Below are 13320 nucleotides of genomic sequence, written 5' to 3'. Positions count from 1 at the left end.
TTTATTATATATTTTGATGTTATTCTCACAGTGATTAAAATTTTGCTTGAAATCCAATAAAATAATTAGCCCCATTCACATTAAATTGTTGCACTCTTCTACTATATACAAATTGACCTCGTCCAGTCAATGCAGAATGATTGATTTTATCTGGATAAATATCAAAAATATTATTTCCTCCTATTGTAAAATCAATACTATTATTCAATTTATAAGACACTGATATATCTGTCAGAATTTTTGAAGAAAACTTCTGATCTCTTGATTGTGGCAAACCAGTAAAATCATTAATAACAAAATCATCTGGGGTTATATCTAATGGAAAAATAAAAAGTACTGTACCGAAGTAGGTATTTCTTGCCAAGAATCGAAACTTATTAATATCGTATGTAAAAGTAGAAATAAACTTACTTCTGGGTTGAGATGATACAACTCTAGCAATTTCTTCTCTACTAAAGAAGATATCTTCAAGTCCAGCTTCTACAAAAGGTTCTGGCACATTTATATCTCCTCTAATTTTTGTCTCTGTAATATTACCAGTAAGTGTAGTACTAAGCCTTCCTCTACCTATAGAAGCTTGATATCCAAAAGTGGCATCAAATCCATTTGTTCTAGAATCTAAAGCATTGGTGAACAGCTGTGCAATATCTACTTGCAAAGGATCTAAAATCTCATCAAATCCTTCTGAAATCCTTCCAGAAAGAACAATCCTATCTTTAATTTTTATATCATAATAATTAAATGAAAATGTAAACTTATCAGCTATTTTGCCATTAAAACCAGCACTAAAATATGTAGAAGATTCTGGTTTAATATTATGAGTTCCAAAAGCTCTAGCCACTTCACTTTCAGAATTAAAAGTTCCTATTTGAGCAGGACCTGTAGAGATAAATTGTGTGCCAATGTTCTGAAAAAACAATTGATGTAATGATGGTGGTCTACGTCCTGTATTATACCCTACTCTTAATCCAAAGTTTTCATTAAAATTATATCTTGAGGATAATTTCCATATCAAACCGTCAAAAATATTTCTGCCAGCCATAGACCTTCCTGCTGCTTTGACAAACCACTTTTCAGTTACCTTAGCATCTACTTGATAAAATATAGAGTTTAATGTTCTAGAACGGCTAATCGCATTATCAGGAGATATACCAGGGAACACTTGAGAACCTGAGATACGCGGAATCTCTTCTCCATCACTATTAATATACGTTACGCCCCCATCTATATAAGAGGCCTCTTCGCCAGGCAAAATGGTATAATTTTCTCTTCGAAGTTCTCCTCCAAAAGAAACTGTTACTCCATTAAGCCAATTCATTTCTTTACTTATATCTAAGTTTGTGGCATGCTGTGTATATCTATATGTTCCTGCAAAAAAGTTACGAGGAGAGCTTACGCCTAGTGACGCATTATTAGAATTGAAAATATTAAAATCAATACGATTTGCTCCTATTCCATGACTAAAGTCAACACTCCATCCATTACGTTCTTTTTTAAATCCTGCATACAATGAATTATCAATACTATTGGTAACTATTTGTGGAGAAAAGCCATTGGGGTATAATTCTGATACTACTCTCAATTCGTCTTTTGGTAAACGATAAAAACCTCTAGATTTTCCTATTCTACTATTTCGTAATCCGTATAAATAGAAAGAAGTATTATCTGAAATTTCAATTTCGCTATTAAGGGCTATTGAAAGATTTTCTGTAGCAGCATTTCCAGCTTCGATAATCCTTCTATCAGAAAACCCAGTTTGACCAAAAAAATCATTTTCTTCAATAAGTTGATCATCCAACGCGACATCATCTGTATATACTGTACCTGTATAATTACCAGATCTATTTGTAGATTCTCGATTTCTATACTCTCCTGTAAGGTTTGCAAATCCCTTTTTTCCTATTTTAAATCCAGAATTTGCTCCAAGCACATATGTATATCCATCTCCTTCTGTATTTATTCTATTTTTTGCAAACACTAAGGTTTCATTAATATCTTCTTTAAGAATAATATTTATTACCCCAGCAATAGCATCAGATCCATAAAGTGCTGTTCCGCCATCTCTTAATATTTCTATTTTATCAATTGCTGTTACTGGTATTGCATTAAAATCTATTCCTGCAGTTCCTCTTCCCACAGTACCATTTACATGTAGCAGTGCACTATTATGTCGTCTTTTCCCATTAATTAACACTAAAATTTGATCAGGCCCTAAACCTCGTAAAGCTGCTGGATCTATATGATCTGTACCATCAGATATTGTTTGTCTTGCAGAATGAAATGAAGGCACTAAATACTGTAATACTTGACTTAAATCATATTGAGATGAGTTTGCTATATCTTGAGCGGTTACTACTTCAATAGGAGAACTCGCATTAAAAAGTGACGTATTTATAGATTTAGAATCAATACTAACAGATTGATTCACCGAAAAACCAGTTTCAAGTAGAAAATCAACTTTTAGTTCTTCTATACCATCAATTACAGAAATCGTTTTAGAAACTGTCTTATACAAAGTAAAAGAAGCTGTAATTATATAATCACCAGGGATCATTTGTATTGTATAATTACCGTCTATATCTGTAGATGTAGATACACCTTCACCTTCTATAAAGATACGAGCGCCTGGAAGGTTTCCAAATTGATCAGACACATTACCATGTACTTTCACAGTATTTTGAGCAAGTCCAATACTTATAAAAAGAAAGGCAAGAAAAACAGTTAGGGATAGTTTTTTAAGCATTCTATTTTAATAAATCATTTTATAAATAAACCTATATAGCAACACCTTCTGGCAAGTAAGAAAGCACTTCGTCTATAGACTCATTAGATAGCATTTTTCTATGCATTAATAGCACATTATTTATTCTTTTAATCTTCTCTACATCTTCTGTAGGTAGTTCTACACCCATCATAATTACTATTAATGGATTATATAATTTGTAAGCTTCTATGGTTTGAATTTTTTCTAGAAACTCAAACCCATTCATAATTGGCATATTGATATCTAAAAAAATGACATCCGCCATTTCAGAGTTTTCTATTTCCTCTATAGCTTCTAAACCGTCTGTTTTTACTACTATCTCCCCTTCAAAACCATATTTTTTTAAAATTTGTTTATTAAAAAAATTGGTTGCTTTATTATCATCAACTAATAGTATTTTATGCACTCTATTTTTCATCCGAAACCTATATTAGATTTTGTGACGTCAGAAAATTTTCGCATCACATTATTTAACACATCTAGATTGATTGGTTTATTTATATAATCAAGTAATTTTTTATTTTTATTGAATTTATCAATATCCTTTGGCTCAGAAGAAGTAGAAAGTATGACAATTTTTATTCCTCTAGTAAACGTTTCTGGCATTTTATAAAACTCATCTAAAAATTCCCATCCATTCATAGCTGGCATATTGATATCTAAAAAGATTAAATCAGGCTTCTTATTGATATCCGAATGACAAGTCGTGAGATATTGTAATCCTTGAATACCACTTTGAACTGTAACTACTTTATTAAAGCAACCATAATTCCTAGCTATACGCTCATTCAAGAAATTCGTTGCTTTATCATCGTCAATGAATAATACTGATTTTGTATTTTTTGTCATTTAGGGAAAATAAAAAATAATTATCATTATACATTTAAGTTGACTAATTTAGGATTATTTGAGCACTTAATCATGTTTTTTTTGCTTTTTACCGAAAAAAAACATTTTAATTACCAAAAAAGTAGTCTAATACTTACAAAATTATTTCTTTTTATTAGCTATCGGCATGATATTACATAACAAAGATTGTTACTTTACTTATCAATATTTCTATATAAAAAATGTCCATTGAGGTTTTAATGAAACCTCAATGGACATTTTTTATAATTAAGAATTACAATCAAAAAATATATTCTTACTTTGAAAGTGCTATTTTTTGCTGATGATTAATAGATTCTTGATGTATTGCTTTAAATACTCTAAGAATAAATTCTTCGCTTAAGTTATTTTGTTCTCCTTCTAAAATCATCTTCCCTAAAATTTCATTCCAACGTTTTGTTTGTAGTATCGCAACATTATTATCTTTTTTAAGGTGTCCAATCTGATCTGCAATCTTCATACGTTTTCCTAAAGACTCTATAAGTTGATGATCCACTACATCTATTTGCGTACGTAGGGTATTAATTTTATTGTTATACTCTACCTCACTTCCTTCTACTTTTCTAATTTTCAGATCAATCATCATTTGGATTAATGTGTCTGGAGTAATTTGTTGAGCAGCATCACTCCAAGCATTATCTGGATCATAATGTGTCTCTACCATCAAACCATCGTAATTCAGATCTAATGCCGTCTGGCTCAGATCATGAATAATATCACGACGACCTGCAATATGAGAAGGATCAAGAATTAAAGGAAGATCTGGAAAACGGTTTTGAAGATCAATTGCTATTTGCCATTCTGGATTGTTTCTATAACGTGTTTTTTCATAAGTAGAAAACCCTCTATGAATCACTCCTAAATTTTTAATATCTGCAGTATAAAAACGCTCTACAGCGCCTAGCCATAATGATAAATCTGGATTCACAGGATTTTTAATTAATACTGTCTTATCGGTTCCTTTAAGCGCATCTGCAATATCTTGCACAATAAAAGGAGATACTGTCGTACGAGCTCCAATCCATAGAATATCTACATCATGTTGTAACGCAAGCTCTACGTGATGCGGATTTGCAACTTCTGTAGTCGTAAGCATTCCTGTTTCTTGCTTTGCTTTCTGTAGCCACTTTAATCCTAGTGCGCCTACCCCTTCAAAATTACCTGGTCGTGTACGAGGTTTCCATATACCAGCTCTTAATACCGTTGCATCTGTATCTTTAAGTTGATGTGCAATTTTCAATAACTGCTCTTCTGTTTCGGCACTACACGGTCCAGCGATCACAAGTGGATGATCCAAACCAAAAGCATCTAACCAATTTCTAAGTTCTTTCTTATTCTCCATAGTATTACAAATTTATACCTCTTCAGGCTTATTCTATTCCTTTTAATATTTCTTTAATATGATTTGTATTTTCCATCTCTTTATGCACTGCTATAAAATTATCTTCTTGCATTAATTCTTTAAAGTGAGTGAGATTAGAAATATACTCATCTAGTGTTTCTAAAATGTTTTTCTTATTCTGCTTAAATATGGAAGTCCAAGTAACTGGATTACTTTTTGCAAGTCTTACAGTAGATGCAAAACCACTTCCTGCCATATCAAAAATATCTCGTTCGTTTTTTTCTTTATCAATTACTGTTTTCCCTAACATAAAAGCACTTATATGTGATAAATGAGACACATAAGCAATATGCTTATCATGAGACACAGGATCCATATACCGAATACGCATCCCTATAGACGTAAATAATTGCAAAGCCTTTTCTTGTAGTTTAAAACTTGTTTTCTCTACTTCACAAATAATATTAGTCTTCCCATGATAAAGCCCTTCTATAGCTGCCATTGGCCCAGAAAACTCTGTTCCTGCAATAGGATGACAGGCTAAAAAATTTCTTCGCTTCTCATGAGTTGCTACGCAAGCACAGATAGATGCTTTGGTAGATCCCATATCAATAACCAATGTTTGATCGTTTATATGATCTAATACTTTTGGCAGTACTTTTACGGCAATATCAACAGGAATAGATAACACTACCATATCTGCTTCTCCTAAGCCTTCAATTGTGGCCTCTTCATCAATTAATCCTATACGTATAGCTTCAGTGATATGACTAGGCGTTGTATCTATCCCAAAGATTTTAGCTTTTGGGTATAATTTTCTAAGATCTCTTGCAAAAGAGCCTCCTATCAATCCGATCCCTATGATGTATATTTTTTCCAACTGTTATTCTTCTTTATATGCTTTATCGTTTCTCTCTCCCTGTGGTCGTGAATCTCACAAGTTCGATTTCGCGAAAGCGTTATTAAAACCGATCAATCGCTTTTTGAATTTGATCTTCTGTTACGCACAAACTAAAACGTATATAGCCTTCACCTTGACTTCCAAAAATGGTTCCTGGTGTTATAAATACATGCTGATTGTACAATATTTTATCAATAAAAACCTCAGCATCTACACCTTCTGGGAGTTTTGCCCACACAAAAAGCCCTACACCATCTTCTTTATAGGTACACCCTAATTTTTCTACAAGCGTATAGATAAGAGCTCTTCGTTTTTTATAACGTGTATTTATAGATTCAAACCAAGAATCATCAAGTTGTAATGCAGCAATAGCGCCTTGCTGAATACCATAAAACATACCACTATCCATATTAGATTTCACCTTCAAGATGTGATTTATAAATGTTTCACTTCCCATCACCATACCTACACGCCAGCCCGCCATATTAAAACTCTTACTCAAGGAATTAAGTTCTAAAGCAACTTCCTTTGCGCCATCTACGCTAAGAATTGACATGGGGTCTTTATTCAATATAAAACTATAGGGATTATCATTAACAATAAGGATGTCGTTTGCTTTCGCGAAAGCAATTAATTTTTCAAAAAAACCATCTTTCACGGTGGCTCCTGTAGGCATATGTGGGTAATTTATCCACATGATTTTTACTTGACGTAGATCCTGCTCTTGTAATGCCTCTAAATCTGGCAACCAATGATTTGTTTCATCTAAATCATATAATACAGGTACTGCCTCAACCAACTTAGCCACTGCACTGTATGTAGGGTATCCAGGATTAGGAATCAGAACCTCATCTCCTGCATTAAGAAATGCCATACTTATATGCATAATCCCTTCCTTCGACCCCATCAAAGGCAATACTTCTGTCGTTGGATCTATCTGCACATTGTACTGTTTCTTATAAAAAACAGCCATTGCTTCTCTTAACTCAGGAATTCCCGTATAACTCTGATATTGATGTACTTTAGGGTTTTCTAACGCAGTATTTAGAGCAGTTACAACAGCATCTGGAGCAGCCACATCTGGACTTCCAATTCCCATATTTATAATAGGATGACCTGCAGCTTCTAATGCGCGTACTTCTTTAAGCTTTCGCGAAAAGTAATACTCCTTGGTTTCTAATAATCTATTTGCAGGTTGTATCATCGCTTTTGATTTTTATATTCCCCTAATACTTTAAAATCTGTAGACATAATAGCCAGTACTTTTTTTGCTTTTTCATAATCGCTATAGGCCTCAAAAGTTACATCTACAAAAAAGGCATACTGCCATGGCATTTCTATAACTGGCATTGACTGTATTTTAGTCAAATTGAGTTTACAATCACTCATAACGTTAAGAATAGTAGCTAGACTCCCTCTTTTATGATCTGTTCTAAAACAGATAGATACCTTATTACAAGCTGTATTAAGTTGTTTCTCCTTTGTATTTAAGATGAAGAAACGTGTCTCATTATGTTTAATCGTTTGTATTTGATGCGCAATAATATCCAAACCGTAAATCTGAGCAGCTGCTTCACTAGCAATCGCAGCAACCCCTTTAAGTTGTTGTTCTTGTATCTGATGTGCAACGGCTGCTGTATCTGTAGCTTCTACTAATTTTATAGTAGGGTACTGTTCAAAAAAAGCACGGCATTGAATGAGCGCCATTGGATGTGACCATACCTCCTTAATATCTTCTATATTCTCTCCCGGTAAAGCCATAAGGTTATGTTGTACATCTAAGTAAAATTCTCCTTCTATTGTGAGTTGATGCTGATCTATAAGTGCATAATTAGGCAGAATAGCTCCTGCAATCGAATTTTCTATAGCCATCACTGCTGCCGTCGCTTTTCCAGACACTAATTGATCTACGAGTATTGGAAACGACATGCATTCTAGTACAGATACATTGGCCTCAAAAAATGTCTGCGCCACTTTGTGATGAAAAGAACCTTTTACGCCTTGAATTGCTATACTCATTTTATTCCCGCGAAGGCGGGAATCTCACCCAACATCCGACTTTTTTTTATCTCGAAGGCGGGAATCTCACCCAACATCCGACTTTTTTTTATCTCGAAGGCGGGAATCTCATCCCAACATCCGACTTTTTATTTTATTTCCACACAGGTGAAAATCTTATTTTACTTCATATTTCTAGTAACAATTCACAGGGTAAACTGATTCCCATTAAAACAAAAAAAAGTCCTGATAAAAAAATCAGGACTTTAAGAGTTTTTGAGTGTATTTATTACAATCACCGTCCCGATTTCAACTGCCCGAAGAAAAAGAAATAGTTATTCCAGTAATAAATGTTTGTAAACATTATGAATTTGTTATGCTGTAAAAGTAGAAAAAAAAGTAAGTTAAACAACATAAGTCAATTATTTTTTAACTTTTTTTTCAGTAGTTTCAATTTTCGTATTGAATATTTATGTTTTCATAAAAAAACTACTGAAATAATATAAAATATGTATTATTCTTATTCGTTAGATTTGTAAAAACGTCTTTTATGTCTATCGCTGTAAAAAATATCACCAAAACATATCACACTCAAAAAGCATTGGATGATGTTTCTTTCACACTTACCAAAGGAGAGATTGTAGGCTTTTTAGGCCCTAATGGTGCAGGAAAGAGTACGATGATGAAAATCTTAACTACCTACCTTTCTCCCACTAAAGGAACTGCCATTGTAAATGAGTATGACACTTTAAAACAAATACAAAACGTACGCAAATCTGTAGGGTATTTACCAGAACACAATCCACTCTACTTAGAAATGTATGTACGCGAGTATTTAGCATTTAATGCAAATGTGCATAAAACAAAAAAAGAACGCGTACAAGAAGTGATAGAACTTACGGGTCTCACACCTGAAGCACATAAAAAAATAGGGCAACTCTCCAAAGGATATAGACAACGTGTTGGACTTGCAAATGCTTTATTACATGATCCTGAAGTTTTAATTCTAGATGAACCTACAACAGGTTTAGATCCAAATCAATTACTAGAAATACGAGGGCTTATCAAATCTATTGGTAAAGAAAAGACTATTTTAATGAGCACGCATATTATGCAAGAAGTAGAAGCTATCTGTGATCGTGTTATTATTATTAATAAAGGAAAAATTGTAGCTGACAAAAAACTACAAGAACTTAGAGAAGGGCAACAACAAGCTGTTATTGTAGAGTTTGACTACCGTGTAGAAACAGTTGCTTTAGAACGATTAGATAAAGTTGTGTCTGTAAAGAACACACATGATTTCATCTATGAAATTACTTTTAATACAAAAGAAGACATGCGTTCTAAAGTATTTGATTTTGCGCATGACAACGAACTTAAAATTTTACAATTGAATCAAAAGAATGCAAGTTTAGAAAGTCTTTTTCTTGAGCTTACTTCAAAATAAAATCCCCTTACATATACAAATGTAAAGGGATTCTAACGCTTACATCAAATTCACAGTTGAATGGTAAAATCTTGATTTCCTATAGTTACGATTGCAATATTATCGCAAACTCCATCTCCATAGTTTAGTGTTCCACTCACATTGTTTCTAGTAATTGCTAACGTTCCACTCACAAAGTGAGGACATGTAGCTTCTCTTCTTAAAGTTTCTAAAACCTCTCCACTCCTCATAAATCCATTACTTACTGATGTATCCCAACTTCCCGTCACATGAAATGCATTATCGGTCCAAGTACCAGACCCCACGCCTTCTATCCACTCTCGTACTCTATTGGCTTCACGAGTAGCAGTTACGTCTTGCTCAGGAAAATAAATAGTGATTGCTGAATTCACCTCAGATTGTGGATTCCCGTTTTCATTTTCAAAAACACGTTGCACGGTACCTCCTCCAGATACTTCATTCCCATTATACGTAAAATCAATATAAGTATACATCACTGTGCGTGAATTGCCTTGTTCAATAGTGTATTCTAAATTGACTTGCCCAGATACAATAGCACCATTAGTTAGTTCGCAACTATCGCCAAAATCTACTAAAACACTTCCGCTACCATCTCCATTAGGCGTTACAGTAACCAAAGCACAATCTGCAAAAAACGAATTCACCACATTAGCGTGAGTCTCATCTACATTCTCTATATATAGATTTTCTATAATAGCATAACTAGCATCTTCGGTAGTATCTACTTGTGCAGACAATAACAAATCGGCTGCTGTTGGATCTGTATCAAGACTTGTTACCTCATCTTCATTATCAGAACATGCAATAGCAAAAAGCACCATGATCGCCATACTCAACATTTTAATCATTTCAAATTTTTTCATCGTATTCTCAATTTTATGGTTTACGATATTATGACTTAAGAAAAAAGAAAACGTTTAATTTCTTTCCAAAATTTGTTTTTTCACGACACTTTATTTTATGTTATTAAATATTGTATCTTTGCACGCTGATAGACAGTCTATCATATACATAAAAATCATTTAAATAATATTGGAATGTATTTAACAAAAGAAGTTAAAGAAGAAATTTTCGAAAAACACGGTAAAGGTAAAAACGATACAGGTTCTGCTGAAGGACAGATCGCATTGTTTACACACCGTATTAATCACCTAACGGGGCACTTAAAAAATAATCGTAAAGATTATAATACAGAGCGTTCATTAGTAAAGCTGGTAGGTAAGCGTCGTTCGCTTCTTGATTATTTAATCAAGAAAGACGTATTAAGATACCGTGCTATAATTAAAGAATTAGGTATTAGAAAATAAAGAATTTTTAAGGGGGCTATGTGCCCCCTTCTTTTTTACGCTTTCGCGAAAGCGTATAACACATTAAGTCCTCCGAGACAAGAGGCAGAGAAAGCTAAACAGCTAGTTTTTCATTGGTCACCACAACTACAACTACAACACAACGACCTAAAAAACGGATACCCCTTCTTAATAGAAGTGTGTCATCCATGTATTATTAACAACTCGTAAGGTTTGGTAAGATTGCCTGTCTTTGCGAGAATGAAGAACTTAATTATGATTCCAAAAGTTTACAAAGAGGTAATAGACCTCGGTGATGGTCGTGAAATTTCCATCGAAACAGGAAAACTTGCAAAACAAGCGCATGGAAGCGTTGTTGTGCAATCTGGGAAATGTATGTTATTGTGTACCGTAGTATCTAACTACAAACAAGCAGACGTAGATTTCTTACCACTTACGGTAGATTACCGCGAAAAATTTGCAGCAGCAGGACGTTACCCTGGAGGTTTCTTTAAAAGAGAAGCACGTCCAAGTGATGGAGAAGTATTAACCATGCGTCTAGTAGACCGTGTATTACGTCCATTATTCCCAAAAGATTATCACTCTGAAACACAAGTGATGATTCAGTTAATGTCACATGATGAAGATGTAATGCCAGACGCTATGGCTGGACTTGCCGCTTCTGCAGCAATACAATTATCAGATTTCCCATTTGAATGTGCTATCTCTGAAGCAAGAGTAGGACGTGTTAATGGTGAGTTTGTAATTAATCCATCTAGAGCACAACTAGCAGAATCTGATATCGATATGATGATTGGTGCATCTGCAGATAGTGTTATGATGGTAGAAGGTGAAATGGATGAAATTTCTGAAGAAGAAATGACTGAAGCAATTAAGTTTGCACATGAAGCTATTAAAGTACAATGTGCAGCTCAAGAGCGTCTTGCAGAAGCTTTCGGAAAGAAAGAAGTACGCGAGTATGATCCAGAAAGAGAAGATGAAGATTTACAAAAGAAAATCCATGAAATGGCATATGATAAAGTATATGCTGTAGCAAAAGGAGGTTCTTCAAAACAAGAGCGTGGTGCTGCTTTTGGTGAAATTAAAGAAGAAATTAAAGCAACATTTTCTGAAGAAGAATTAGAAGACTTTGGAGACCTTGTTTCAAAATACTACCGCAAAGCAGAAAAAGCAGCTGTACGTGACCTTACTTTAAATGAAGGACTTCGTTTAGATGGACGTAAGACTACAGACATACGCCCTATCTGGTGTGAGGTAGATTATTTACCATCTACACACGGATCTTCTGTATTTACACGTGGAGAAACACAAGCACTTGCCACTGTAACGCTAGGAACTTCAAGAGAAGCAAATCAAATTGACATGCCATCTTACGAAGGTGAAGAAACATTCTATTTACATTACAATTTCCCTCCTTTCTGTACTGGAGAAGCAAGACCTATCCGTGGTACTTCACGTCGTGAAGTAGGTCATGGTAACCTTGCACAACGTGCACTTAAAGGAATGGTGCCAGATGATTGCCCATATACAGTACGTGTTGTATCTGAAGTATTAGAATCTAATGGTTCTTCTTCTATGGCAACAGTATGTGCAGGAACCATGGCAATGATGGATGCAGGTGTACAAATGAAAAAGCCAGTTTCTGGTATTGCAATGGGATTAATATCTGATGCAGATTCTGGGAAATATGCGGTACTTTCTGATATTCTAGGAGATGAAGATCACTTAGGTGACATGGACTTTAAAGTTACTGGAACAGCAGATGGTATTACAGCTTGTCAAATGGATATCAAAGTAAAAGGTCTTTCCTATGAGATTCTTGTAAATGCATTACAACAAGCACGTGATGGACGTTTACATATCTTAGAAAAACTTACAGATACGATTGAAACACCTCGTGAGGATGTGAAATCTCACGCGCCGAAAATGGTAACTGTACGTATTCCTAATGAATATATCGGAGCACTTATAGGTCCTGGTGGAAAAGTAATACAAGAACTTCAAAAAGAAACAGGATGTACTATTGTTATCAATGAAGATCCTGTTACTGAAGAAGGAATTGTTGAGATTCTTGGAACAGGTCAAGATGGAATCAATGCTGTATTAGCAAAAATAGATTCAATTACATTTAAGCCTGTTGTAGGAGACACCTATAAAGTAAAAGTAATCAAGATGCTTGATTTTGGTGCTGTAGTAGAGTATCTAGACGCTCCAGGAAATGAAGTATTACTTCACGTTTCTGAAATCGCATGGGCTCGTACAGAAAATGCAAGTGATGTACTATCTATGGGTGAAGAATTAGAAGTAAAATACTTTGGTATAGATTCTAGAACTCGTAAAGAGAAAGTATCTCGTAAAGCATTACTTGAGAAGCCAGAAGGATGGAAACCTCGCCCACCAAGAGATAACAATGGCGGAAGAGACAATCGTGGTGGTCGTGATAATCGTGGCGGTGGTCGCGATAATAGAGACCGTAACCGTAACAAGGACTAATCTTACTTACATAAATTATTAGTATTGAGACAATATAGCGCTCAAGACTGATCACTTATAGAAATCGGCTATCTTTTATTAGGTAGTCGATTTTTTTTGCTTTCGCGAAAGCGTATTTATTATTTTACACCTAACAACATCTAGTTGCTAGAATTTAAG

General features: G+C 34.3%; 11 protein-coding genes. 3 read left to right on the top strand and 8 right to left on the bottom strand.

Going from position 1 to position 13320, the window contains the following annotated elements; translation table 11 throughout:
* Positions 1-34 precede the first annotated feature (34 nt).
* From Q1A60_RS02265 to Q1A60_RS02235, 7 genes are all read right to left on the bottom strand, one after another.
* Positions 35-2743, bottom strand: coding sequence for a TonB-dependent receptor (locus Q1A60_RS02265; protein ID WP_299763549.1), 2709 nt, complete (start codon positions 2741-2743; stop codon positions 35-37).
* Between the two features lie 31 nt (positions 2744-2774).
* Positions 2775-3182 carry a response regulator gene (locus tag Q1A60_RS02260; RefSeq protein WP_299763547.1) on the bottom strand — a complete coding sequence of 136 codons (408 nt, stop codon included), beginning with the start codon at positions 3180-3182 and terminating at the stop codon, positions 2775-2777.
* Positions 3179-3613, bottom strand: a complete 435-nt coding sequence (locus Q1A60_RS02255; RefSeq protein ID WP_299763545.1) for a response regulator — start codon at positions 3611-3613, stop codon at positions 3179-3181. Before Q1A60_RS02255 ends, Q1A60_RS02260 begins: the two co-directional genes overlap by 4 nt.
* 295 nt (positions 3614-3908) lie before the next feature.
* Positions 3909-4994: a chorismate mutase gene (locus Q1A60_RS02250; RefSeq protein ID WP_299763543.1), complete on the bottom strand. Its 1086-nt coding sequence runs from the start codon at positions 4992-4994 to the stop codon at positions 3909-3911.
* Positions 4995-5022: 28 nt separating this feature from the next.
* Entirely contained in the window at positions 5023-5874 is an 852-nt protein-coding gene (locus tag Q1A60_RS02245; protein WP_299763541.1) for a prephenate dehydrogenase, read from the bottom strand.
* 82 nt (positions 5875-5956) lie between these two features.
* Positions 5957-7099 carry an aminotransferase class I/II-fold pyridoxal phosphate-dependent enzyme gene (locus Q1A60_RS02240; RefSeq protein WP_299763539.1) on the bottom strand — a complete coding sequence of 381 codons (1143 nt, stop codon included), beginning with the start codon at positions 7097-7099 and terminating at the stop codon, positions 5957-5959.
* Complete coding sequence (locus tag Q1A60_RS02235; protein WP_299763537.1) at positions 7096-7914, bottom strand: prephenate dehydratase; 819 nt, start codon at positions 7912-7914, stop codon at positions 7096-7098. The genes Q1A60_RS02240 and Q1A60_RS02235 overlap by 4 nt, the downstream gene beginning before the upstream one ends.
* A gap of 529 nt (positions 7915-8443) precedes the next feature.
* Here Q1A60_RS02235 and gldA point away from each other — a divergent pair.
* On the top strand, positions 8444-9340 hold the full coding sequence (gene gldA / locus Q1A60_RS02230) for a gliding motility-associated ABC transporter ATP-binding subunit GldA (protein WP_299763536.1): 897 nt from the start codon (positions 8444-8446) through the stop codon (positions 9338-9340).
* 50 nt (positions 9341-9390) lie between these two features.
* Here the strand turns inward: gldA and Q1A60_RS02225 are convergent, their stop codons facing one another.
* Positions 9391-10224: a hypothetical protein gene (locus Q1A60_RS02225; protein WP_299763534.1), complete on the bottom strand. Its 834-nt coding sequence runs from the start codon at positions 10222-10224 to the stop codon at positions 9391-9393.
* A gap of 174 nt (positions 10225-10398) precedes the next feature.
* On the opposite strand from Q1A60_RS02225, the gene rpsO reads away from it, so the two are divergent.
* Positions 10399-10668, top strand: a complete 270-nt coding sequence (gene rpsO, locus Q1A60_RS02220) for a 30S ribosomal protein S15 (RefSeq protein WP_299763532.1) — start codon at positions 10399-10401, stop codon at positions 10666-10668.
* Positions 10669-10923: 255 nt separating this feature from the next.
* Complete coding sequence (locus Q1A60_RS02215; RefSeq protein ID WP_299763530.1) at positions 10924-13161, top strand: polyribonucleotide nucleotidyltransferase; 2238 nt, start codon at positions 10924-10926, stop codon at positions 13159-13161.
* The last annotated feature ends 159 nt before the right edge of the window (positions 13162-13320 follow it).

This window comes from uncultured Dokdonia sp. (assembly GCF_947492535.1).
Taxonomy (GTDB): domain Bacteria; phylum Bacteroidota; class Bacteroidia; order Flavobacteriales; family Flavobacteriaceae; genus Dokdonia.
This window is presented reverse-complemented; position numbering and strand designations above follow the sequence as displayed.